Here is a 22,668-nt window from a genome sequence, read left to right on the forward strand (position 1 = left end):
ACCGTAGCCTGACCCTCGTGCCGGAGGACTTCCTCATCGCCCGCAACCCCGACGGTGACTCGACGCTGCCCTACCTGCTGCGCATCCCGCTCGACGACCGGGCGGTGATCCTCAAGGCCCGCGACACCTGGCCGCGCACCGCCAAGATCTACTGCCACCGCGTCGACGACTGGCCGGACGACGCCGAGGTCGTCGAGCGCGTGCCCGTGCGCAGCTGCGTGCGCCGCGGGGCCTCGATCGACCTCGTGCTCGACCGCGGCCGCGAGAACCGCAGCCAGCTCGTGATGACGACCGTGAAGGGCGGGCGGCAGGCGATCTTCTGGCAGTCGGCGCGGACGACGAAGCAGGCCCGCCCCGCCGGATCGGTGCCGCGCACGCGCGCCAGCGGCCAGCGCGACGTCGAGATCGTCGTCGACACCCACGAGCGCTACGCCTGGGGCTTCGGCGAGCAGCAGGCCACGACCCGCAAGGCCGCTCTCGTCGCCGGCGACTACGGCATCGAGCGCGACGGCGCCCTGGTCGCCACCGTGGAACGCAAGAGCCTGGACGACCTCGTCGGCTCGCTCACCAGCGGCAAGCTCAGGTACCAGCTCGCCGAGCTGGCCGCCGTCCCCCGCGCAGCGGTCGTCGTCGAGGAGCGCTACTCGCGCCTCCTCGGGCTCACCCACGTGCGCCCCGCCGTGGTGCTCGAGGGGCTCGCCGAGTGCCAGGTGCGCTGGCCCCAGGTGCCCATCCACTTCTGCGAGACCCGCAAGCTCGCCCAGGAGTGGACCTACCGGTTCCTCGCCGCCGCCAGGGTGGCCGCGGCCGAGGAGAGCCACGGCGTCGCCGCCGTCGCCGACCTCGCGGCCGCGCCCGCGCTGGCGGCCGCTCCGGCCACGCCGGCCGAGGTCCGGGCCTGGGCCGCCGTCAACGGCTTCGACGTCGCGCCCGCCGGGCGGGTGCCGCGCCGGGTGGTCGAGGCGTTCGAGGCGGCGCGTGGTGCGACGCCGGGGTAGTCCCTGACGTAGATCAGCGTTCGGGGGGCCACGAGGCTGATCTTCGTCAGGGACTACCCCCGCGGTGGGGCGCGCCCGTCGCAGCGCCGGGGTGTCGGTGGCGGGGGCTAGCGTCCGGGAGATGGACGACGTCCGCCACCGCCTCGAGGCCGAGCGCCGCCGCACGACGCGGCGGCTCGCGCTGCTGCTCGGCGACTTCGACGAGGTCGTCGCCGCGTCGAAGGACACCAACGCCGACGACGAGCACGACCCCGAGGGCGCCACGATCGCCTTCGAGCGCTCGCAGATCGACACCCTCGTCCGTCAGGCGCGGTACCGGCTCGCCGAGGTCGACGAGGCCCTGGCCCGTCTCGAGGCCGGTCGCTACGGCCGGTGCGAGGTCTGCGGTGGCGTCGTCCCGGCCGAACGGCTCGCGGTGCGGCCCACGGCGCGCACCTGCGTCACGTGCGCGTGACGTCGGGCCCGGTGGGCACCTCAACCGGGATCTCGTCGCCGAGGCGGGCGCCGCCGATCAGCTCGAGCCGGTCGCCCGACCAGAATGTGCCGGGGTCGAACGAGTTCGACGGCAGGCGCGCGTCGAGCAGGCCCATGGCCTGGTAGGTGCTCGCCACGACCTCCGCGCAGTAGGTCGTCTCGACGCTCGCCTGACGCTTGACCCGACCGCGCGCCCAGCGGCCGGCCAGCCTCGCGGTCGAGGGGAAGGGGGTGCCGTCGAGGCGGGCGACCGTCCGGAGCACGGCGTCCTCCTGCTCGGGGGTGACGACCGCGTCGAGCTGGCGCAGCCAGGCCCGCTGCTCGTAGCGGCCGCACCACTGCACGACCGCCTCGCGCAGGTCGTGCAGCTGGACGCCGCGGTGGTGGCCACCGGTCCACACGTCGCGCAGGCCCTTGCCCAGCTCGGCGTGCCACATCAACGGCGGCAGGTCGTCGAGCACGATCGCCATGCCGACGTGGTTCACGGGGGCGTTGGTCACCACCCGGATAGCGTGGTCGGCGACCGATCGGCCGCGGAACAGCCACAGGTCGCCGGTGCGGGTGAGGTCGACGGCGTCGTCGAGCCCGAGGCTGGGGGACCGTCGTTGGTTCATCGAGAGGAAGTCTGTCGCATGAAGCTCTGGAAGTGGCTCGGGGTGGCCGGGGTCGCCGGAGTGGCGGCCACCGGCGTCGTGATCGCGCGCGACCAGCGCAAGCGGTCGCAGGTCACGCCGGAGGAGGTGCGCGACCGGCTGCACGAGCGGCTCGCGCAGACCGACCGGCGCGCATGAGCGGCGCCCGACTGATCGACGTCCGGACGCCGTCCGACCCGGTCGGGGTCGTGATCGTGATGCACGGCGGCGCCTCGCGACGCCAGCGGATGATGGTCAGCCCCGCGCAGCTGTCGGTGGTGCGGATGATCCCGGTGGCCCGGCGCATCGCCCGGGCCGGACGTCGGCGCCTCGCCGTGGTGCGGTTGCTCAACTCCTACCGGGGCTGGGACTCCCACCACACCCCGCTCGACGACGCGCAGTGGGCGATCGAGCAGGTGCGCGAGCGATGGCCCGGCCGGCCGGTCGCGCTGGTCGGTCACTCCCTCGGCGGCCGCGGCGCGCTGCTCGCGGCCCGGCACGAGGCGGTCACGACGGTGGTCGCGCTCAACCCGTGGGTCTACCCCGACGACGGCGCGCCGCTGCCGGGGCGCTCGGTACTCGTCGTCCACGGCGACCAGGACCGCATCGCCTCGCTCTCGCGGGCGCGCCAGGTGGCCGAGCGGCTCTCGCGCTCGGCCGACGTCACCGTCCGCGTCGTCGAGGGCGGCAAGCACGCCATGCTGCGCCACGGGCGGGTGTTCGAGACGGCGGCCGCCGAGTTCGTGCGCGACCACCTCGGTGATGCCGGTGGACATGTCGGTGGTGGCGTCTAACGTCGTCCTCGTGGACCTGCGCGACGCCTACGCCCTGGCCGAGCACCTGCTCGAGCACCACGGGCTCGACGACTGGAGCATCGAGCTCGACGGCGCCAAGAGGCGTGCCGGCATCTGCCGTTTCGGTCCGCGCGTCATCGGCCTCAGCGCCCCGCTCACCGTGCTGCACACCGACCTCGAGGTGAAGGACACCATCCTCCACGAGATCGCCCACGCCCTCGCCGGCCCCGAGCACGGCCACGACGAGACCTGGCGCCAGATCGCGGTCCGCATCGGCTCGACCGGCGAGCGCTGCATCTCGCCCGACTCCGCCCGGGTCGAGCCGCCGTGGCTCGGGGTGTGTCCGGGCGGCCACACCAACGGCCGGCACCGGCGTCCCGAGCGCGTCATGACGTGCGGCGAGTGCTCGCCGACCTTCGACCTCGCCCACGCCTTCACCTGGACCCACCGCGGCCGCCCCGCCGTCATGCACCCCAACTTCGAGGCCGAGCTCGAGCGCCTCCGGGCCGGTCGGCACCTCACCCTCCACCGGGTCGGCACCCGCCTGCGCATCACCGCGCCCGGCGACTTCGAGGGCGTCGTCGGCAAGGTGGTCAAGCTCGGCCGCACCAGCTACCACCTGCGCAGCCCGCGCGGGATGGTGCGGGTGCCGTTCGCGCTGGTCGAGCGGCCCTGAGCCGGCCGGCGCAGTCACAGGACCGCTCAGCTGCCGCCCGCCTGCTTGCGGTAGTTGCGGCGGGCCTTCATCCGGTTGCCGCACACGGCCATCGAGCACCACTGGGCACGGTTGGCGTTGCTCCGGTCGAGCAGGAACAGCCGGCACTCGTCGTTCGCACAGGGCCGGAGCCTGCCCGGGTGCCGTTGCTCGACCCGACCCCAGGCCAGCACGGCCCTGGCCGCCACGGTGCTGCCGTCGACGCGGAGACGCCAGACCAGCCGCTCCGACTCGATGACCGGGACGAGAGCGGTGTCGGCGAGGTAGGGGGCGAGACGTTCCGCGGACTGCTCGCCACGCACCACGGCCTGGATGACGTCGCGGACCCGTCGGGTGGCCGCGACCTCCTCCGGCGTGACGGGTCCGTCGTGGGCCCGGATCCACTCGGCGGCCGCCCGGTCGTCGGCGAGGTGGTCGTGCTGGGTCCCGGCCTCGACCGGGGTGGTGTTGAGCAGGTCGATCAGCATCTCGGTCTCGTCGAGAAGTCCGGGTAGCTCGAGCACGCACCCAGTCTAACCCCTTCTCCACTTTTGACCAGTTAGGTCCGCCGTCGTACGGTCTAACCCCATGAACAATAAGAATCGGTTAGACCAGTCTGTCGTCCGTCACCAGTACCGCGTGGTCGCGGGGCACCGCCTCTTCTATCGCGAGGCCGGCGACCCCAGTGCTCCGACGATCGTGCTCCTGCACGGGTACCCCACGAGCTCCAACATGTTCCGCCACCTCATCCCGCTCCTGGCGCGCGAGCACCACGTGATCGCGCCCGACATGCTCGGGTTCGGTCTGTCCGACGCACCGCCCGTGGAGGAGTTCACCTACGCCTTCGACGCACTCGCCGAGCTCACCGACGACCTCCTGACCGACCTCGGTCTGCGGCGCTACGCGATCTACGTGCAGGACTACGGCGCACCGATCGGATGGCGCCTCGCGCTGCGGCGACCGGACGCGATCACCGCGATCGTCACCCAGAACGGCAACGCCTACGACGAGGGCTTCGTCCCGGAGTTCTGGCAGCCGGTCCTCGACTACCAACGCGACGCCAACCCCACGACCGAGTCCGCGCTCCGCGTCGCGCTGAGCATCGAGGCCATCCGGTGGCAGTACCTGCACGGGGTCGGCGACCCGAGCCTCGTCGATCCCGAGACGTGGATCCACGACCACGCCCTGGTCTCGCGGCCGGGCAACGACCTCGTGCAGCTCGCCCTGTTCCGCGACTACGCCGCGAACGTCGTGATGTACCCCCGGGTCCACGAGTACTTCCGCGCCAGCCAGGTCCCGCTCCTCGCCGTCTGGGGCGCCAACGACGAGATCTTCGGTCCGGCAGGCGCGGAGGCGTTCCGCACCGACCTGGCCGACGCGGAGATCCACCTGCTGGACGGCGGACACTTCCTGCTCGAGAGCGCCCTGCACGACGTGGCGGCACACATCCTGGCGTTCCTGCGTCGCGCGGTGCAGCCGGCCGGCTGAGCGAGATCGCGTCGCCGTAGCGCCGGGTCGACCTTGCGGTCGTTCCGCCTCGGGCTGCCACCCGACGGACATCGGCTCCGTCGTCGCTGCAGGTCGGTGATGCCCGAGGGGGCATGTCGCGACCGAACCGGGGTACGGCACCGCTGACCCCCACACCGCTTCCGCGCGAACAGATTCGCATGCTCTCGGGACGGCCATCTTGTTCGCGGAGGAACCGGTGACGACGTCTCCCCCTGACGACCCGTCGGTCGTGATCGACCCACCCCTGGAGCCCGGTGAGGTGGCGTTCCTGGCCTCGTTCACCACGGCGGCCGGCGTCCGCCGGGTCTGGCCGGGCCAGCCGGGCCGACGGTGCCCGTGGCGGCCGACCCCCGACGGGCGCCGACTGCTGCTCGAGGCCGCGGTCGTCGAGGACGACGCCGACGTCGTCGCGTCGTGGCTGCGCTTCCTGTCCCGTGAGTTCCTGGCGCCGAGCAGCGCCGCCTCTCTCGACACCGCGCTCAACGAGGGCCTGCGCGGTGGGCACCGCCTGCAGGGCGCGGTGCTGGTGGGCGACCACGTGATCCGGGCCGAGCTGAACCGGGTCACCCAGGAGCAGGTGCCGCCGCCCGAGCGCGACGCCCAGGTGCTGGAGCTGAAGGACCGGCGCGCCGAGGGTCAGAGCACCGAGCGGTAGACCTCCACGGTGCGCTCGGCGATCGCGTCCCACGAGAACGACTCGATGGCCCGCCGGCGTCCGGCCCGGCCGTAGGTGGCGGCCCGGTCGGGGTCGCTCACCAGGGCGGTGAGCGCGGCGCCGAGGTCGGCGACGTAGCGGTCGGGGTCGAGCGGCGTGCCGGTGCCGTCGGTGGCCTGCTCGATCGGCACCAGGACGCCGGTCGCGCCGTCGACCACGACCTCGGGGATGCCGCCGGTCGCGGTGGCGACGACGGCGGTCTCGCACGCCATCGCCTCGAGGTTGACGATGCCGAGCGGCTCGTAGACCGACGGGCACGCGAACACCGTGGCGGCGGTCAGCAGCGCGACGACGTCGGCGCGGGGGAGCATCTCGGCGATCCACACGACGCCCGTGCGGGTGGCGGCGAGCTCGTCGACGAGGCCGCGCACCTCCGCCTCGATCTCGGGGGTGTCAGGAGCGCCGGCGCACAGCACGAGCTGCACGTCGGGCGGCAGCGACGCCGCGGCGCGCAGGAAGTGCGGCAGGCCCTTCTGCCGCGTGATGCGGCCGACGAACACGACCGACGGCCGGTCGGGGTCGACGCCCAGCTCGCGCAGGCGGTCGGGGTTCGGCGTCGGCGTCCAGAGCTCGGTGTCGATGCCGTTGTGCACGACCTGGACCTTCGCCGGGTCGACCGCTGGGTAGGAGGCCAGCACGTCGTCGCGCATGGCCGCCGAGACGGCGATGATGCCGGCGGCCGCCTCGTAGGCCGTCTGCTCGACCCACGACGAGACGGCGTAGCCGCCGCCGAGCTGCTCGGCCTTCCACGGTCGCAGCGGCTCGAGCGAGTGGGCGCTGACGACGTGCGGGACGTCGTGCAGCAGGTGCGCGAGGTGGCCGGCCATGTTGGCGTACCAGGTGTGCGAGTGCACGAGGTCGGTGCCCTCGGTACCCGCCGCGATCGCGAGGTCGACGCCGAGCGTGCGGAGCGCGGCGTTGGCGCCGGCGAGCTCGGCCGGGTCGGGGTAGGACGACGTGCCGGCCTCGTCGCGCGGGTCGCCGAAGGCGTGCACGCGGGCCTCGACGCCGGCGTCGGGACCGAGCCGGCGCAGCGCGCGCACCAGCTCGGCGACGTGCACCCCCGCCCCGCCGTAGATGGCCGGTGGGTACTCCTTGGTCAGCACGTCGATCCTCACGGCGTCCAACGTAGTGGTGCTCGACCGACGAGGGTGACGTGCACCACGCCCGTCCCACTAGGTTGACCCCATGAGTGCCCGCAAGAAGGTCCTGGCCATCGTCCTCGCCGGTGGGGAGGGCAAGCGCCTGATGCCGCTGACCGCCGACCGGGCCAAGCCGGCCGTGCCGTTCGGCGGCATCTACCGCCTGATCGACTTCGCGCTCTCCAACGTCGTCAACTCCGGCTACCTCAAGGTGGTCGTGCTGACGCAGTACAAGTCGCACAGCCTCGACCGCCACATCAGCCAGACCTGGCGGATGTCGACGATGCTCGGCAACTACGTCACGCCCGTGCCGGCCCAGCAGCGACTCGGCAAGCGCTGGTACCTCGGCAGCGCCGACGCGATCTTCCAGTCGCTCAACCTGATCAAGGACGAGAAGCCTGACATCGTCGTGGTGGTCGGCGCCGACCACGTCTACCGCATGGACTTCTCGCAGATGGTCGCCCAGCACGTCGAGAGCGGCGCCGCGTGCACGGTCGCCGCCATCCGGCAGCCGCTCGCCGAGGCCGACCAGTTCGGCGTCATCGACGTCCCCGCCGACGACCCGCGCCGCATCCGGGAGTTCCTCGAGAAGCCGACCGACGCCGTCGGCCTGCCCGACAGCCCCGACGAGGTGCTCGCCTCGATGGGCAACTACGTCTTCGACGCCGACGCCCTCGTCGAGGCCGTCACCCGCGACGCCACCACCGACGGCTCGAAGCACGACATGGGCGGCGACATCGTGCCCGCCTTCGTGCGCCGCGACCAGGCGGCCGTCTACGACTACCGTGACAACGTCGTGCCGGGCTCGATCGAGCGCGACAAGGACTACTGGCGCGACGTCGGCACGCTCGGCTCCTACTACGCCGCCCACATGGACGTCGTCAGCCCGCTGCCGATCTTCAACCTCTACAACTTCGACTGGCCCATCTACACCTCCTACGGCCCGCAGCCGCCGGCCAAGGTCGGTGCCGGCGACGGCGCTCCGGCCACCGTCGACGACGCCGTGCTGTCGCCGGGTGTCGTGGTCAGCGGCGCCACCGTGCTGCGCTCGGTGCTCTCGCCGTCGGTGCGGGTCGCACCCGGGGCCACCGTCGAGGGAGCGGTGCTGATGAACGGCGTCCGCATCGGCGCGGGAGCCGTCGTCCGCAACGCGATCCTCGACAAGAACGTCGTCGTGCCCGACGGCGCCGAGATCGGCGTCGACCTCGACGCCGACCGGGCGCGCGGGTTCGTCGTCGAGGACGGGCTGACCGTGCTCGGCAAGGACCAGCAGTTCTGACCCCCCGGGGCTCGGTCGTCTAGGTGAGCACGCCGGCGGCGCGGGCCGGCTCGGCGTACGCCGCCGCGAGGGTCTCGACGGTCTCGTGGGCGTTGAGCCCGCTCGGGTTCGGCACCACCCAGACCTGGCTGGTGCCCCAGTCGTCGGGCTGACGGCCCGTGGTCGCCCGACGCTGCCCGAACGCCGTCCGGTAGGCGGTGATGCCGGCGATCGCGACCACCGACGGCCGGGCGCGCTCGACGAGGGCAGCGAGCCCGGCCCCGCCCGCGCGCAGCTCGTCGTCGCTCAGCTCGGAGGCCCTGGCCGTGGCGCGGGGCACCACGTTGGTGATGCCGATCCCGCGGGCGCGGAGGTGCTCGCGGTCGGCGTCGGTCATGCCCGCGGCCGGGTCGATGCGCCGCTCGACGATGCCGGCCAGCAGCAGGGCCGGGTAGAAGCGGTTGCCGGGGTGGGCGAAGTGGGTGCTGGTGGCCGCCGTCCAGAGCCCGGGGTTGATGCCGACGAACAACAGGCGCAGCGGCCGGCCGGGGCCGGGGAGCAGGTCGGGGACGACGGCGTCGCGGAACGTCTCGAGCTCGGCCCTGGTGAATCCCACGGCCCCAGTCTGTCGTGCCGCACGGAACGACCGGCGCCGCAGTAGCGTCGAACCACCATGCGACGACTCCTGGTCCCCGCCCTCCTGCTCCTGCCGGTGCTGCTCGTCGGCTGCGGGCAGGACGCCGACGAGGCCGCCGACGACGCGACGGATGCCGTGAGCGAGTCGTCCGAGCCGGCGACGTCGGAGCCGACCTCGTCGACGCCGTCCGAGCCCGCGACGGACCTGCCGACGAGGTCGCCGCCGATCACGCCGGGCGCACCCGACGGCGGCGACTACACGGTCGTGGCGATCGAGTCGGCCACCGCCGCCGGAGGCCGGACCGAGCTCGAGGCGACCCCGGTCGGGCCGGGAGCCGGCGAGGGCCCGGCCGAGCTGCTGAGCCAGCTGAGCGACGCGACCTTCCGCGAGACCATCGAGCAGAGCATCAGCACGAGCCGGGCCGAGGGCGAGCTGTACGCCGCCGTGGTCGCGGTCGGGTGCGACGTGCCGCCCGGCGTCACCGTCACCCGGGTCGACGGGGTCGTGACGATCACGCCGGAGAAGGTCGCCAAGCCCCTGCCCAACTGCTTCGCCCCGGTGACCACGGTCGCGGTGGTCGCCGTCGGCTGACCGCTACGGCTTGCGGTACTTGACCACGATCGCGTTGGCGACCGAGCGCTGGCGCCCGTCGGAGGGTGAGTTGACCACCGCGTAGCCGGCGCCGCTCAGCACGCGCGACATCATCGTGCTCGAGCCGCCGCCGTCGAGGTTGAGCGCCTCCTCCGCGCCGAGGTCGATCATCTTCTCGGCCAGCTCGACCATCGTGTAGCCGCGGCTGAACGACTGCCGGCCGTCGACGACGAGCAGCAGCAGCGACTGGGTGTCGCGGTCGATGCCGATGGCGGTGCGCGGGTGCATCTCGCGGTCGTCGACGACGGTCATCACGCCGTCCTCGAGGAGCGTCTTGTTGCCGGTGATCGCCATGCGCGGGTAGGCCTGCACGTTCCAGGTGACCTTGGCCTTCGTGCCGCGCTTCATCGCGGCCAGCTGCTTGGCGCCGGTGCCGCGACCCACGAGCAGGATGCCCTTGAAGCCCTGCGTGGGCACTCGCGTGCCGTTGGACGTCACGCGACCCTGGACGATCTGCACCACGCGCACGTTGGTGGTCTGGCCGTCGGTCCACCGCGTACCCGACGCGCGGCCCCACGAGGGCCGGTAGACGCCGACGCCGTTGGGGCGCACCGTGGGGCTGTTGAAGTTGGTGATCGTGACGCCGGGGTACTGCACGACCGAGGCGAACGTGGCCCGCGAGCCGATGTCGGGGTTGCCGGCCTTGTCGATCGAGAAGGCCGCGTTCCAACCGTCGCGCGGGCCGTGCAGCAGGCCGCGCTCGCGGTCGCGGCCGAGGCCGAGCGGGGCCCCGGTACGGCCGATGTCGAAGAAGTCGCCGTTCACGCCGGCCACGGTGGTGGCCCCCTCACGCCTGATCATGGCGCCCAGGGTGGCCGTGGCGCCGACCTTGCCGGCGTTGGCGTAGTCGAGGCTGAGGCCCGGCGTGCGCCACTTGATCGTCGTCAGGTGGGCCCGGATCGGTCCGCGCGAGGTCGCCTCGTTCCAGGTCTGCACCGTCACGCCGGGCGCGACCTGTCGAGCGGCGGCGCGTCGCTGGGGGGCCGTGGACGTCGTCCCCCGCCTCGCCGCCGGGACGTCGTGGGCCGCAGGGCCGACGACGCCGTCGCTGGTCTGGGGCAGGCGGGTGCCGAGCACGCGACCGTCGGGGCGGTCCGCTGCGGCGTGCACGCCGACCGGCGCGCGGTCGGCGCCGGGACGGGCGTCGTCGGCGCCCGCAGGCACGGCGAGGGCGGCAGCGGTGAGCGCGAGCGCACCGGTAAGGACGACGGAGGGGAGGGGACGCACGGACCTAGAGTAAAGAGATGTGACGCATGAGGTCCATGTTTCGGCATCTCCGTCGTCGCGGTGGGCCGATCACCGGCGGACGACGGGCAGGTGCACGACGGGGTTCGCGAGGGAGACGACGCCGGGCACGCGCGAGCCCATGCCGACGAACGTGTCGCTGATCGGCGAGACCAGCAGGTACAGGTGCTGGCCCCGCGGGACGTCGACCGCCACCGACGGCAGGGCGATGCGGCGGGCGGCGCCGGAGACCGGTCGGCGCTCGCGCAGCGGCAGCACGTTGTTCTGCACGAGGCGCGCGTCGAGCGGCGTCCGGCCGACGGCGAGGCCGTAGAACGCCCGGCTGTCGAGGCCCGCGGCCGTGACCTTCGCGGTGACGTAGGGGGTGCCGGCGATGCGCAGGGGTCCGGCGGCGACCTCGTAGGGCAGGGGGGCACCGAGCGCCGTCGTGCTGACGACCGGGCGGCCGATCGGCACCGCCCTCGTCGCGGCGACCGAGTCGACGGTCGTGCACCGGGAGGCCGGCGTGGCCAGGTGGATGCGGCCGTAGCCCCGCAACCCGGTGCGCCTGTCCTTCAGCTGCTCGTCGAAGAAGCGGATCGACAGTCGCCGGAAGTCGCCGCCGGCGAGCCGCTTGCTGCACGGGTCGGAGGTGACGTCGATGCCGGCGGGGAGCAGCTGGGGCAGCACGTGCCCGCCGTTGTAGCCGACGAAGATGCTGTGCCGGCGGGCCTTCCTCGTGATGGCGGTGCGCCAGTTGGTCAGGCCCTGCTCGAGCGGGAAGAGGCCGTCGGTGGTGCCCTGCCCGAACAGCACGGGGATGTCGAGCCGGCGGCCCTGCGAGACCTGCCATTCCGGACCGTTGTGGGCGAAGAACGTGTCGAGGTTGCGCCCGGTCGGACCGGTGCCGTCGGGCCAGCTGCCGGTCGCGACGCCCTCGAGGAGGCCCTGGTAGACGGTCGTCGGCAGCGCGTCGGTCGGCAGTGCCGCCGCCGACAGCGCGAGCGCCCACTCGGTGCGCACCACGTCGTCGGGGGCCAGCGAGCCCTTCAGCGAGTTCCAGGTGATCTCCGGGGCGATCGCGTCGAAGACCGGCTTGCCGCGGTGGCGCAGGAGCTCGAAGGCGCCCAGGAACTGGTAGCCGCCGCCGTAGCTGCCGCCCGCCGCGCCGAGGCGGGGGTCGCGCCGACCGTCCTTGACCACCCAGGGCAGCCGGGCGATGAGGTTCACCAGCCTGCGGACGTCGGCGCCCTCGCGGCTCGGGCTCATCACGTGGGCCTGCCCGCCGGACTCGCCGAACCCACGCTGGTCGAACGACAGGACGCCGTAGCCGGCGTCGAGGTACTCCTGCACGGCCGACGCCGTCGTGGCGCGCGAGCCGCCCCAGCCGTGGCTGTGCATCAGCATCGGCACCCGCCGGCCCGGGCGGGCGGCCGCGCCGGCCGGCTTGAAGATCGTGTAGCAGATCTCGACCGGCGTCCGTGAGCCCGGCTCGGGCACGCTGCCGAGGCACCCGTTCGTGATCGTGACGCCGGCGCGCTCCTGCTGCGCGACCGGCGGTGCGGCGTGCGCCGGGGCGGGGTGGACCCCGGCGCCGAGGACGACGAGGGAGGCGAGCGACAGGGCCGCGGTGCGCAGGTTCACGCCAGGCTCAACGAGCCAGTGTGCCGATGGTCACACGGGACCGGTCGCCCGGCTCACGCGCAGCCGATCGCGCCCAGCGCCGCCAGGCCCTCGAGGTCACCGGGCCCGAACGTCGTCCGGGCCACGCCCTCGGGGTGCATGAGCTCGGTCGGGTCGTCGACGTGGTCGAGCCCGACGAGGTGGGCGAGCTCGTGCATCAGCAGCGAGACCTGCAGCTCGGGCCCGTGGCGCGTGCGGTCGAGCCGCTCGGTGGTCTCGCGGTCGAGCACGACCGAGCCGGTCACGTAGCTGCGGGCCTCGCCGAGCTCGACCATCGTCGGCCCGCCGATGCCGGCCACGGCGTCGGCGAGCTGGTCGACCTCGGACTCGTCGGCCCAGCCGATGAGCACCGGCAGCGGCCGGCCGCCGGCGTCGATGCGATCGGCGAACGCGCGGTCGTCGGTCGGGCCGTCGTAGACCAGCTCGAGCCCCGTGCGGGCCTCGACCTCGCCGACCGCCTCGTCGACGTAGGTGCGCCAGGACGACGGCGCACCGGCCGGGTTGACGACGTAGCGCACCTCGGCGCAGGGGTTGAACCCGACCGGCTCGCCCGAGCCGGGCTGGGTGTGCAGGAACCGGTGCGAGCCGGTGCTGTCGGTGACCACCGCCGGACGCACGCGCTGCTCGGCGAGGACGAAGCCGCGCACCGTCGTGGCGATCTGGCCGTCGGAGAGCGCGAGGTAGCAGAAGACGCCGACCAGGGTGAGCGTGAGCGAGACGACCGAGACGGCACGGTCGCGCTCGGTCGGTCTCGCCCTGTTCTTCATGGTGTCCACCATGATGTCGGGGTGACCCGCACCCGCCCGCACCGAGGGGTCACCAACACGTTCGTCGAGGGCGACAACCTCGCCGTCCTGGAGTCGATGCGCGACGGCGCGTTCGACCTGGCCTACCTCGACCCGCCCTACAACACCGGTCACGACTTCGCCTACGCCGACACCTTCGGCGGGCACCACGACTGGGTGGCGATGATGCGGCCCCGGCTCGCCGAGGTGCGTCGCGTGCTCTCGCCCCGCGGGGCCGTGGCGGTCTCGATCGACGACCGCGAGGTCGCCCACCTGCGGCTGCTGCTCGACGACGTGTTCGGCGAGCCCGGCTTCCTCGCCCAGGTCGTGGTCAACCTGAACCCGAAGGGCCGCCAGCTCGGACGCGGCTTCGCGACGTCGCACGAGTACCTGCTGGTCTACGCCCGCGACCCGGCCTCGTGCGTGCTCGACGCGTCGACGTCCGAGACCGTCGACCCGGGCGACTTCCCGCACGTCGACGACGACGACCCGCGGCCCTACCGACGCCTGCCCCTGCGCAACACGAACAAGAAGTTCAACCCCGTGACCGCGCCGACGATGCACTACCCGCTGTGGGGCGACCCGGTCTCGGGTCAGGTGCGGTCGGCGCCGTTCGAGGGCGCGCTCGAGGTGCTGCCCGTCTTCGGCGACGGCACGCCCGCGGTGTGGCGCTGGAGCGTCCCGCGCGTCGACGCGCGCCCGGGCGACCTGCTGTGCCGCGAGGTGCGGGGTCGCGGCGGCGTCCGGGTCGACGTGTTCCAGAAGGACTGGCTCGAGCCCGGACGTCGCAAGAAGCTGCGCACGGTCTGGCTCGCCGACGAGGTCGGCTCGACCGACACCGCCGTCGCCGAGCTGAAGGCGCTCGTCGGGCACGTCTTCGAGTCGCCCAAGCCGACCGGGCTCGTGCGGCGGCTGCTGGCCACGATGCCCACCGACTGCCGCGTGCTCGACCCCTTCGCGGGCTCGGGCACGACCGGGCACGCGGTCGCGCTGGCCAACGCCGCCGACGGCGGCACCCGCACCTGCCTCTCGGTCGACGTCGCCGCGCCCGTGCGGCCAGGCTGCAACGCCGGCCGGCTCGGCTACGCGAGCGTCGCCGACGTCACCCGGGCCCGGCTGCGAGCCGTCGACGACGCCCTGGGCGGCGGGTTCGCGGAGGCCTGAGCGACCTCATCGGGGCGGTGGTGGCGGCGTGGTCAGGGCGCCGTGCGCCAGCGCGCGGCGAGGTGCTCGTCGAGCAGCCGGTCGGCCTGGCGCGTCGAGAGCGCGCCGCCGAGCAGGTGCAGGGCGAGGCCGTCGACCAGCACGTGCAGGCGGGTCGTCTCGGCGCCGAGGTCGAGGCCCGGGTGCAGGTGGCCCCCGGCGTCGGCGAGCTCGAGGACGGTGCGGCAGGCCTGGCGCACGGCGTCGTCGGGTGCGGCTCGGACGCCGTCGAGCTCGGGGTGGCCCACGGCCTCGGCGGCGAGGGCGAGGTGCACCTGCATCTCGAGGCGGCGCTCGTCGTCCAGGGGCAGGAGCTCGGCAAGCATCCGGCGGGCGCCCGCGCGCGTGCGCACGCCGGGCGGGTGGGCCAGGAACCGCTCGGTGGTGCGGGCGACGACGAGGTCCATCGCGGCGGCGAGCATGAGGCCCTTGCTCGGCAGCACGTGCCGCAGCGACCCGGCCGACACGCCGGCCTCGGCCGCGACGGTGCGCACGGAGACCCGGCCCACGCCGTCGCGGGTGATCACGCGCCAGACCGCCTCCGCCAGCTCGGCGCGGCGGGCGTCGTGGTCGATGAGCCTCGGCATGCCGTCATGGTAGTACGACTGTGTTACCTTGTTCTTGGAAGCACGGTTGTACTACCAAGGGAGGGTCATGATCGCGGCCGTCATCGTCGCCTGCGAGGTCGGGTTCTGGGTCGTGCTGGCGGCCGGTCTGCTGCTGAGGTACCCCGGGCGCCGTCCGCGGCTCGGCGGCGTCGTGCTCGCCTGCGTGCCGCTGGTCGACGTCGTCCTGCTCGTCGCGGCCGCCGTCGACCTCCACGGTGGCGCGGAGTTCTCCTCGGTGCACGGGCTCGCCGCGGCCTACCTCGGGTTCTCGCTCGCCTTCGGCCACGGCGTCATCCGGTGGGCCGACGTGAGGTTCGCGCACCGGTTCGCCGGTGGTCCGCCGCCCGCCCCCAAGCCGGCGCCCGGCTCGCGGGCGCGCCGGAGTGCCCTGTGGCGCGAGTGGTTCAAGGTCGTGCTCGCGGTGGCGATCGCCTCGGTGGTGCTGGGCCTGCTCTCGTTCGTCGCCGACGCCGACCAGCGCGAGGCGGTGCTGCGCTCGGCCGGCCCGCTGTGGATCGTGGTCGCGATCTGGCTGGTCGCCGGGCCGCTGTGGGAGGCCGGTCCTAGAGACCCGCAGCCCTCTCGAGGGCGCTGAGCTCGTCGTCGAGGTAGGTCAGCAGGCGCTGGAGGTGCGGCACCGTGCGCCGGCAACCGGTCAGGCCGAAGGCCATGTTGCCGTCGTAGGAGGTGCAGGTGATGTTGAGCGCCATGCCGTTGATCGGGATCGACAGGGGATAGGTGCCGAGCAGCTGCGCACCGTTCCAGTAGTGCGTGGTGCGCGGGCCGGGCACGTTGCTGATGATCAGGTTGTAGGGCGGGCGCACGATGCCCTGCATCTTGAGGATCGGCGTCAGGATCGCCGGCGCCTGGCCGATCGCGCTCATCGCCAGGATCTGCACCGGCGTCATCGACGACAGCGCCTCCTTGCCGTCCTTCATCGACCTGTGGATCGCGCCGAGGCGGCGCGCCGGGTCGTCGAGGTCGGTCGCCATCTGCACCATGACGGCACCGACGGCGTTGCCGCCCTCGGCCGAGGCGATCTGCGACTGCTTGGCGTTGAGGCCGACGGGCACCATCGCGACCAGCGGCCGGTCGGGCAGCGCGCCGAGCTCGAGCAGGTAGGTGCGCATCGCGCCGGAGCACATCGCCATCACGACGTCGTTGATCGTCGTCCCGGTGGCCTTGCCGATGGCCCGCAGCCGCTCGACCGGCCAGTCGTCGGCGGCGAAGCGGCGCGACCCGGTGATGTCCTGGTTGAAGATCGTGCGCGGGGCGTGGAGCGAGAGCGCCGACGTCTCGTTCCTCAGGCCCTTGCGGATGGTCTTCACCAGCGCCGACGGCATGCCGGCCGCCTCGGCGGTGATGCCCATCGCGCCGCGCAGCGCGGCGAGCGGCACCTCCGACAGCGCCGCCTTCTCGGCCCTGGACGGCGCGCGCCGCGTGGGGTGCACCCCCCACGGCGGTGGCATGTCGCGCTCGTCGGGGTCGGTGCTGAGCACGCTGGCCAGCAAGCGCATGGCCGAGACGCCGTCGACGAGCGCGTGGTGGGTCTTGGTGTACATCGCGACCCGGCCGTCGCGCAGGCCCTCGATGAGGTGGGCCTCCCACAGCGGTCGCTCCCACGCCAGGCGCTGGCCGTGCAGGCGCCCGAGCAGGTCGAACAGCTCGCGGATGCGGCCGGGCTTGGGCAGCGCGCTGTGCCGCACGTGGTACTCGATGTCGAACTGCTCGTCGGGCTTCCAGACCAGCTGCGCCCCGGTGCGCACCGAGCGGTGGGGGTGCTTGAGGAACAGCGGTGCGACGTCGTCGACGTCGAGCATCGCCTCGTACATCTCGCGCAGGTAGCCGCGACCGGCGCCCTCGGGCTTCTTGAACAGCTGGAGCCCGCCGACGTGCATCGGCATGCTGCGGTTCTCGGCGAGCAGGAACGCCGTGGAGGTCGGGTCGATCGGAGTGGCCACGTGAGCCCCTTTCGTCGCTGCGCGTCCCGGCGATCCTGGCGTGGTGTGACGCCGTCCACAACCTCCCGTCAGCGCCGTCGTCGGCCGGGTCGCGCCGCCGGGCGCGCGTGAGGGATAGCCCTCGACTCTCGCGGTGGGCATTGTGACCGGCTGCGGACTGCACCACCCTCGTGGAGGTCCGACCCCACCCTGTCGTCCGTCTCGGGAGTCCTCGCCATGCTTCGTCGCCTCGCCCATGCCTGCCTGGGCGGTCTCGCCGCCTCCGTCGTCGTCGTCGGGGTGGGGGTCTCGCCGGCGCACGCCGAGTCCTACTCCACGGTCAGCTCGGCCATCGCCGACCTGCCGGTGGCGAGCGAGAGCCGGACCGGCTACGACCGTGACGCCTTCAAGCACTGGGTCGACGCCGACGGCGACGGCTGCGACACCCGCGACGAGGTGCTCATCGCCGAGGCCGACGACCCGGTGAGCGTCGGCTCGTCGTGCTCACTGTCGGGCGGGCGGTGGTTCTCCTACTACGACGGCGTCTCGCAGACCTCGGCCTCCGACCTCGACATCGACCACATGGTGCCGCTCGCCGAGGCCTGGGACTCCGGGGCGTCGTCCTGGACGGCGGCCGAGCGCGAGGCCTACGCCAACGATCTCGGAGACTCCCGGTCCCTCGTCGCCGTCACCGCGGCCGAAAACCGCTCGAAGAGCGACGGCGACATCGCCGACTGGGTGCCCGGACGCGAGCAGTGCCGCTACCTCAAGGAGTTCGTCGCGGTGAAGCTGCGCTGGCGGCTGTCGGTCGACAGTGCCGAGAAGTCGGCGATGACGTCGCTGGCCGGTGGGTGCTCGGGGAGCATCACCGTGACCCGCGCTCGCTGAGCGGCCCCGGGGGGCGTCGCGCCCGGCGTCGGCGCGGCCACGGGACCTGTGGAAACGTCCCGGAACCGTCCACAGGAGGCCGTCCCGACGGAGTTCTCCACAGCCCCCCTCCGGACGCCGTGATCTCGTCCGTGGTCGCCCCTAGCGTCCCTCGCGTCGCCGGAACTCGCCGGCGCACGACCCCTCTGGAGGGACCCATGTCGACCACGAAGAACCTCGGGCGCGCCCTGCTCCTGCCCGTCCTGCCGCTGCTGCTCCTGCTCGGCCTCGTCGGCGGCGCCTCGGCCGCGCTGGCCGCCGTCGTCGACGGCCCGGCCGAGAACCGTGCGCCCGCGCGGCCGGTCGTCGTCGAGGTCGAGGGCGACGCGGCCAACGGCTTCACCCTGCACCACGCCGACGGCTCGTCGATCAGCCCGCCGACCGACTCCGAGGCGATGGCCGAGTGCGGCGAGTACGACACGCGTCTCGACCGCGTGCGCTGCCGCGTCGAGGTCCGCACCTGGTACCGCGACCTCGGCGACCTCCAGCGCAGCCTGGCCTGGGTGCGCGCCCACGGCTGACCCCGGCTGAGCCCGGCTGTCGATCCCGGCTGTCGGTGGCCGGTGGCACGATCGGGCCATGCCGGTGCCGGTGCTCCACGTCGACCTCGACCAGTTCCTGGCCGCGGTCGAGGTGCTGCGCCGACCCGAGCTGGCCGGCCTGCCCGTCGTCGTCGGTGGCCGGGGCGACCCCACCGAGCGTGGGGTCGTCTCGACGGCGTCCTACGAGGCGCGGGCGCACGGCGTCCGGTCGGGCATGCCGCTGCGCACGGCGCTCAAGCGGTGCCCCGGCGCGGTGTTCCTGCCGGTCGACTTCCCGGCCTACGAGGCGAAGTCGAGCGCGGTCATGGCCACCCTGCGGGCCGCCGCGTGGCACGACGACCCCGTCGACGTCGAGATGCTCGGCTGGGACGAGGCGTTCGTCGGGCTGCGGCCCGGGTTCGACGAGAGTCGTGACCACGACCCGATGGCGTTCGCCGACCAGCTGCGCGCCGAGGTGCTGGCCGCCACCGGTCTGCACTGCTCGGTCGGCGTGGGCGACAACAAGCTGCAGGCCAAGATCGCCACCGACTTCGGCAAGCCGCGCGGGGTCTATCGCATCTCCGACGCCACGTGGTCCGCCGAGATGGGTCACCGTCCCACCCGCGCGCTGTGGGGCGTCGGCTCGAAGATCCAGCAGCGGCTGGCCGAACTCGGCATCGACACCGTCGAGCAGCTCGCGGCCTCCGACGTCGGGCTGCTGGCCGCCGAGATCGGTCCGACGATGGGCCCCTGGTACCACCGCCTCGGCCGGGGTGTCGACCCGAGCCCGGTCGACCCCACGCCGTGGGTGGCCCGGGCCCACGGCCGCGAGGAGACCTTCCAGACCGACCTCGACGACGACGCCGAGATTGAGGCCACGGTCCGCCGCATCACCGAGCGGGTCGTCGCCGACATCGACGCCGAGGGGCGGCCGGCCTGGCGGGTCGGCCTCAAGGTCCGCGACCGGGCGTTCCAGACCGTCAACCGCAGCCGCAAGCTGCCCGACGGGCCGACCAACGACCCGGTCGTGCTGGGCGACACCGCGGTGGCGCTGCTGGCCAAGGTCGAGCGACGACGTCCGGTGCGGTTGATCGGCGTCCGGCTCGAGATGGTCGAGCCGACGGGCGGCTACCCGCGCTAGGTGCCGCCGGGCCGTCAGACCGAGGCGCGCAGCTCGCGCACGACCGAGTCGACGACGGCCACCAGGTCGCCGTCGGTGGCCGTGGCGACCTCGCGCTGACGCTGGTACGACGCGCCGCGCGCCACGAGCCGGCTCACCGAGGCGAGCTCGGCGGCGCACCCGAGGCGCTCGGCGGTCGGCTCGAGCCGGGTGAGCAGGTCGGTGAGGTCGTCGGTCACGAGTCGCTCGGTCGAGGCGGCGTCGAGGATGACGATGGCGTCGAGGCCGTAGCGGGCCGAGCGCCACTTGTTCTCCTGCACGTGCCATGGCGGCATCGTCGGCAGCGTCTCGCCGGCGGCCAGCCGGGTGTCGAGGTCGACCACGAGGCAGTGCATGAGGGCCGTGATGGCCGCGAGGTCGTCGAGCGAGGAGACGCCGTCGCAGACCCGGTTCTCGAGGGTGCCGATGTGGGGCGCCGGGCGGAGGTCCCACCGGATCTCGCTCAGCACGTCGATGACCCCGGTCGTCAGCTGGTCGTGGGCGAACGACTCGAACTCGGCCCAGGTCTCGAACTGGAACGGCAGGCCGGCCGTCGGCAGCTGCTGGAACATCAGGGCCCGGTTGGAGGCGTAGCCCGTGTCGAGTCCGGCCCAGATCGGCGACGAGGCCGACAGCGCCTGCAGGTGGGGGTAGTAGTTGAGGAGGGAGGACAGCACGGGCAGCACCCGGTCGCGGTGCGGCATGCCGACGTGCACGTGCACGCCCCAGATGAGCATCTGCCGGCCCCACCACTGGGTCCGGTCGATCAGCTCCTCGTAGCGGTGGCCGGCGCTGAGCTGCTGCCCGATCCAGGAGGCGAAGGGGTGGGTGCCGGCGCCGAACAGGTCGAGGTCGAGGTCGTCGCAGGCGTCGAGCACCGGGGCGAGCGTGGCCCGCAGGTCGGTCATGGCCTCGCCGACGGTGTCGCACACGCCGGTGACCAGCTCCACGGTGTTGCGCAGCAGCTCCTGGTGCAGCCGCTCGGGGTGCGGCAGCCGGGTGCGGGTGCGGGCGAACAGGTGCGAGGCGTCGTTGCGCAGGTCGCGACTGCGCCGGTCGACGAGCGCGAGCTCCCACTCGACGCCGAGCGTGTAGTCGGATGATGCGTGAAAGTCGATCCGCACGGCCTCAGCGTTCCACAGGTCGTGCACGGGCCGCCGACCCGAGGGGTGACCGACGTCGCCCGGGTGTCGCCTTGGGTGCAGCCCGGGTGGTCGGTCACCATCGGGGGATGAGCGAGCAGGACCTCCCCACGACGCAGCTGATCCCGCTGCCCAACCGGCTCGCGCTCACCCTCGACTTCTGCCTGCGGCTCGGCGAGCTGCTGCTCTCGTCGGGTGCCGGCGCGGCCGACGTCACGGTCACGATGCTCTCGGTGGCGCGCGCCCTCGGGGCGAGCGAGGCCGAGGCCGACATCACCTTCACCCAGCTGACGATGAGCCACCAGACGACGCCGGAGGAGGCGCCGCTGGTGGCGCGGCGCCAGGTCACCCAGCGCGCCATCGACTACCAGGACCTCACACGGGTCGACCACCTCGTCAAGGACGTCGTCGCCGGCCGGGTCGGGCTGCGCGAGGGGCGCGCCGAGCTGCGCCGGATCACCTCGACCGGTCACGACCGCCCGCGCTGGGCGGTCACCGGCGGCTGGGCCGCGATGGCCGGCGGCGTGGCGATCCTGCTCGGCGGCGGCCCGATCGTCATCGTGCTCGCCGCGCTGGCCGCCGTGCTCATCGACCGGCTGCAGCTGCGGATCGCGCGCCGACGGCTGCCGGCCTTCTACGCCCAGGTGGCCGGCGGCGGCATGGCCACGCTGGTCGCGGTCGGTGCGGCGCTGCTCGACGAGTGGCTCGAGCTCGACCTCGACGTCTCCTTCGTCATCACCGCCAACATCGTGATGCTGCTCGCCGGCGTCGGGTTCATGGGCGCGATCCAGGACGCCCTCACCGGCTTCTACATCACCGCCGGGGCCCGGATCACCGAGGCGCTGCTGTCGACCTGCGGCATCATCGCCGGCGTCAGCGGCGGCCTCAGCCTCGCCGGCGCGGTCGGGGTCGACCTGCCGACCGTCGACCCCGGGGTCACCGGCATCCAGGGCATCGGCATGGCCGCCCTCGGCGGCGGCATCGCGGCGTCGTCCTTCGCGTTCGCCTCCTACTCGCCGCGGCGGGTGCTGCTGCCGATCGGCATCGTCTCGGCCGTCGCCGTCGCGCTCTCGAGCACCATCGAGGAGCCCGGCCTCGGTCGCACCTGGGCGGTGGCGTTCGCTGCCCTCTTCGTCGGCCTCGTCGGGTGGACCCTCGCCCAGCGGCTGCGGGTGCCGCCGCTCATCGTCGTCGTGTCGTGCGTCGTGCCGATGCTGCCCGGCATCGCGATCTACCGGGGCCTGTCGCTGTTCGGCGAGGGCAGTCGGCGCGACACCTCCCTCGGCCTCGTGACCATCATCGGCGCGGCATCGGTGGCCCTGGCGATCGCTGCCGGGGTGATCCTGGGCGAGTACCTCGCCCAGCCGCTCGGCCGCGAGGTGCGCCGGGTCGAGGACCGGCTGGTCGGTCCGCGCCTCGTCGGCGCTACGACCCTGCTCGGGCGGCGAGCCGGGCGAGCCATCGATCGGCGCACCCGCCGTCGAACGGAGGGTGCTCCTGGCGGACCTGCGCCAGGACCCACCGACACGACGCCTCCGCCGCGCTGACCACCTCGGGCGGGTAGCCGTAGCGCACCTGATGCTCGGCGAACTCGTCCTCGTCGTCGACGTAGACGCCCTCGTCGTCGGCCAGGCGCACGACGTCGAGGTCGAGGTCGACGGCGGTGCACGTGGCGCCGTCCCAGCGCATCGGCGAGGCGATGTCGACGTACGTCGCGACCTTGAACCCGGGCGCGTGGAAGGTGGCCACCCATCCGGCCTCGTCCGCTGTCTCCCGCGGGGCCAGCACGACCTGGTCGACCGGGGTGTCGAGCGCGAGGCCGGGCCGGCTCAGGTGGCTGCCGGCGGGCACGCCGAGCCAGTCACCGTGCTCGTCGGCGCCGAGGTAGACGGCGTCGAACTCCCAGTGCGGCCGGCCGCCCCACTTCGTCATCGCGACGTGCACGGCCTCGCCCGGGGACATCTCCACCCCC

The 22,668-nt window shown here is 73.3% G+C and carries 25 protein-coding genes and 1 pseudogene; 15 read left to right on the top strand and 11 right to left on the bottom strand.

Annotation, left to right across the window (positions count from 1 at the left end):
- The first annotated feature begins 17 nt into the window (after positions 1–17).
- Together ABFT23_RS07005 and ABFT23_RS07010 are read left to right on the top strand one after the other, a co-directional pair.
- Positions 18–998 carry an ERCC4 domain-containing protein gene (locus ABFT23_RS07005; protein WP_347893635.1) on the top strand — a complete coding sequence of 327 codons (981 nt, stop codon included), beginning with the start codon at positions 18–20 and terminating at the stop codon, positions 996–998.
- Between the two features lie 121 nt (positions 999–1,119).
- Positions 1,120–1,452 (top strand): TraR/DksA family transcriptional regulator, encoded by a 333-nt coding sequence (locus ABFT23_RS07010; RefSeq protein WP_347893637.1) that lies wholly within the window; start codon positions 1,120–1,122, stop codon positions 1,450–1,452.
- Here ABFT23_RS07010 and ABFT23_RS07015 read toward each other — a convergent pair.
- Positions 1,439–2,086, bottom strand: a complete 648-nt coding sequence (locus ABFT23_RS07015) for a C40 family peptidase (RefSeq protein WP_347893639.1) — start codon at positions 2,084–2,086, stop codon at positions 1,439–1,441. The genes ABFT23_RS07010 and ABFT23_RS07015 overlap by 14 nt on opposite strands.
- A gap of 18 nt (positions 2,087–2,104) precedes the next feature.
- On the opposite strand from ABFT23_RS07015, the gene ABFT23_RS07020 reads away from it, so the two are divergent.
- From ABFT23_RS07020 to ABFT23_RS07030, 3 genes are read left to right on the top strand one after another with little or no spacing between them, the layout of a single operon-like run.
- The gene (locus ABFT23_RS07020) at positions 2,105–2,263 is read left to right on the top strand and encodes a hypothetical protein (protein WP_347893641.1); all 159 of its coding nucleotides are present in this window, start codon (positions 2,105–2,107) and stop codon (positions 2,261–2,263) included.
- Positions 2,260–2,898, top strand: coding sequence for a serine aminopeptidase domain-containing protein (locus ABFT23_RS07025; protein WP_347893643.1), 639 nt, complete (start codon positions 2,260–2,262; stop codon positions 2,896–2,898). Before ABFT23_RS07020 ends, ABFT23_RS07025 begins: the two co-directional genes overlap by 4 nt.
- Positions 2,899–2,908: 10 nt before the next feature.
- Positions 2,909–3,574: a SprT-like domain-containing protein gene (locus tag ABFT23_RS07030; RefSeq protein WP_347893645.1), complete on the top strand. Its 666-nt coding sequence runs from the start codon at positions 2,909–2,911 to the stop codon at positions 3,572–3,574.
- A gap of 26 nt (positions 3,575–3,600) precedes the next feature.
- Here ABFT23_RS07030 and ABFT23_RS07035 read toward each other — a convergent pair whose 3' ends face one another.
- Positions 3,601–4,116: a CGNR zinc finger domain-containing protein gene (locus tag ABFT23_RS07035; protein ID WP_347893647.1), complete on the bottom strand. Its 516-nt coding sequence runs from the start codon at positions 4,114–4,116 to the stop codon at positions 3,601–3,603.
- Positions 4,117–4,180: 64 nt separating this feature from the next.
- Here ABFT23_RS07035 and ABFT23_RS07040 point away from each other — a divergent pair, with 64 nt between their 5' ends.
- A complete protein-coding gene (locus ABFT23_RS07040; protein WP_347893649.1) occupies positions 4,181–5,080 on the top strand; it encodes an alpha/beta fold hydrolase in 900 nt (299 codons plus the stop codon).
- A 250-nt stretch (positions 5,081–5,330) separates the two neighbouring features.
- Positions 5,331–5,756 carry a hypothetical protein gene (locus ABFT23_RS07045; RefSeq protein WP_347893651.1) on the top strand — a complete coding sequence of 142 codons (426 nt, stop codon included), beginning with the start codon at positions 5,331–5,333 and terminating at the stop codon, positions 5,754–5,756.
- Here ABFT23_RS07045 and glgA read toward each other — a convergent pair.
- A complete protein-coding gene (glgA, locus tag ABFT23_RS07050; RefSeq protein ID WP_347893653.1) occupies positions 5,738–6,934 on the bottom strand; it encodes a glycogen synthase in 1,197 nt (398 codons plus the stop codon). The genes ABFT23_RS07045 and glgA overlap by 19 nt on opposite strands.
- A 70-nt stretch (positions 6,935–7,004) precedes the next feature.
- On the opposite strand from glgA, the gene glgC reads away from it, so the two are divergent.
- Positions 7,005–8,237 (top strand): glucose-1-phosphate adenylyltransferase, encoded by a 1,233-nt coding sequence (gene glgC / locus ABFT23_RS07055; protein WP_347893655.1) that lies wholly within the window; start codon positions 7,005–7,007, stop codon positions 8,235–8,237.
- 19 nt (positions 8,238–8,256) lie between these two features.
- Here the strand turns inward: glgC and ABFT23_RS07060 are convergent, their stop codons facing one another.
- Entirely contained in the window at positions 8,257–8,832 is a 576-nt protein-coding gene (locus ABFT23_RS07060; RefSeq protein WP_347893657.1) for a mismatch-specific DNA-glycosylase, read from the bottom strand.
- Positions 8,833–8,889: 57 nt separating this feature from the next.
- On the opposite strand from ABFT23_RS07060, the gene ABFT23_RS07065 reads away from it, so the two are divergent.
- Positions 8,890–9,444, top strand: coding sequence for a hypothetical protein (locus tag ABFT23_RS07065; RefSeq protein ID WP_347893659.1), 555 nt, complete (start codon positions 8,890–8,892; stop codon positions 9,442–9,444).
- Between the two features lie 3 nt (positions 9,445–9,447).
- Here ABFT23_RS07065 and ABFT23_RS07070 read toward each other — a convergent pair whose 3' ends face one another.
- The 3 genes from ABFT23_RS07070 to ABFT23_RS07080 form a co-directional block, all read right to left on the bottom strand.
- The gene (locus ABFT23_RS07070; RefSeq protein WP_347893661.1) at positions 9,448–10,731 is read right to left on the bottom strand and encodes a phosphodiester glycosidase family protein; all 1,284 of its coding nucleotides are present in this window, start codon (positions 10,729–10,731) and stop codon (positions 9,448–9,450) included.
- Positions 10,732–10,800: 69 nt separating this feature from the next.
- Complete coding sequence (locus tag ABFT23_RS07075; RefSeq protein ID WP_347893663.1) at positions 10,801–12,372, bottom strand: alpha/beta fold hydrolase; 1,572 nt, start codon at positions 12,370–12,372, stop codon at positions 10,801–10,803.
- Positions 12,373–12,425: 53 nt separating this feature from the next.
- Positions 12,426–13,178, bottom strand: coding sequence for a hypothetical protein (locus ABFT23_RS07080; protein ID WP_347893665.1), 753 nt, complete (start codon positions 13,176–13,178; stop codon positions 12,426–12,428).
- A 21-nt stretch (positions 13,179–13,199) separates the two neighbouring features.
- On the opposite strand from ABFT23_RS07080, the gene ABFT23_RS07085 reads away from it, so the two are divergent.
- Positions 13,200–14,360: a site-specific DNA-methyltransferase gene (locus tag ABFT23_RS07085; RefSeq protein ID WP_347893667.1), complete on the top strand. Its 1,161-nt coding sequence runs from the start codon at positions 13,200–13,202 to the stop codon at positions 14,358–14,360.
- Between the two features lie 32 nt (positions 14,361–14,392).
- Here ABFT23_RS07085 and ABFT23_RS07090 read toward each other — a convergent pair whose 3' ends face one another.
- Positions 14,393–14,986 carry a TetR/AcrR family transcriptional regulator gene (locus ABFT23_RS07090; protein WP_347893669.1) on the bottom strand — a complete coding sequence of 198 codons (594 nt, stop codon included), beginning with the start codon at positions 14,984–14,986 and terminating at the stop codon, positions 14,393–14,395.
- A 67-nt stretch (positions 14,987–15,053) separates the two neighbouring features.
- Between ABFT23_RS07090 and ABFT23_RS07095 the strand changes: the two genes are divergently transcribed.
- Positions 15,054–15,602, top strand: coding sequence for a hypothetical protein (locus tag ABFT23_RS07095; protein WP_347893671.1), 549 nt, complete (start codon positions 15,054–15,056; stop codon positions 15,600–15,602).
- Here ABFT23_RS07095 and ABFT23_RS07100 read toward each other — a convergent pair.
- Positions 15,571–16,968 carry a WS/DGAT/MGAT family O-acyltransferase gene (locus ABFT23_RS07100; RefSeq protein WP_347893673.1) on the bottom strand — a complete coding sequence of 466 codons (1,398 nt, stop codon included), beginning with the start codon at positions 16,966–16,968 and terminating at the stop codon, positions 15,571–15,573. The two genes, ABFT23_RS07095 and ABFT23_RS07100, sit on opposite strands and share 32 nt — an antisense overlap.
- A 216-nt stretch (positions 16,969–17,184) precedes the next feature.
- Between ABFT23_RS07100 and ABFT23_RS07105 the strand changes: the two genes are divergently transcribed.
- From ABFT23_RS07105 to ABFT23_RS07115, 3 genes are all read left to right on the top strand, one after another.
- On the top strand, positions 17,185–17,835 hold the full coding sequence (locus tag ABFT23_RS07105; RefSeq protein WP_347893675.1) for an HNH endonuclease family protein: 651 nt from the start codon (positions 17,185–17,187) through the stop codon (positions 17,833–17,835).
- 197 nt (positions 17,836–18,032) lie between these two features.
- The gene (locus ABFT23_RS07110; RefSeq protein ID WP_347893677.1) at positions 18,033–18,395 is read left to right on the top strand and encodes a hypothetical protein; all 363 of its coding nucleotides are present in this window, start codon (positions 18,033–18,035) and stop codon (positions 18,393–18,395) included.
- Between the two features lie 58 nt (positions 18,396–18,453).
- Entirely contained in the window at positions 18,454–19,536 is a 1,083-nt protein-coding gene (locus ABFT23_RS07115; protein ID WP_347893678.1) for a DNA polymerase IV, read from the top strand.
- Between the two features lie 14 nt (positions 19,537–19,550).
- Here the strand turns inward: ABFT23_RS07115 and ABFT23_RS07120 are convergent, their stop codons facing one another.
- The gene (locus ABFT23_RS07120) at positions 19,551–20,678 is read right to left on the bottom strand and encodes a glutamate--cysteine ligase (protein ID WP_347893680.1); all 1,128 of its coding nucleotides are present in this window, start codon (positions 20,676–20,678) and stop codon (positions 19,551–19,553) included.
- Between the two features lie 107 nt (positions 20,679–20,785).
- Between ABFT23_RS07120 and ABFT23_RS07125 the strand changes: the two genes are divergently transcribed.
- Positions 20,786–22,243 (top strand): threonine/serine exporter family protein, encoded by a 1,458-nt coding sequence (locus tag ABFT23_RS07125; RefSeq protein WP_347893682.1) that lies wholly within the window; start codon positions 20,786–20,788, stop codon positions 22,241–22,243.
- Positions 22,244–22,295: 52 nt separating this feature from the next.
- Here the strand turns inward: ABFT23_RS07125 and ABFT23_RS07130 are convergent.
- Positions 22,296–22,658: pseudogene (locus ABFT23_RS07130) on the bottom strand (DUF402 domain-containing protein); the annotation flags it as partial.
- Between the last annotated feature and the right edge of the window lie 10 nt (positions 22,659–22,668).

Source organism: Nocardioides secundeburneus (assembly GCF_039939255.1).
Classification (GTDB): Bacteria; Actinomycetota; Actinomycetes; order Propionibacteriales; family Nocardioidaceae; genus Nocardioides.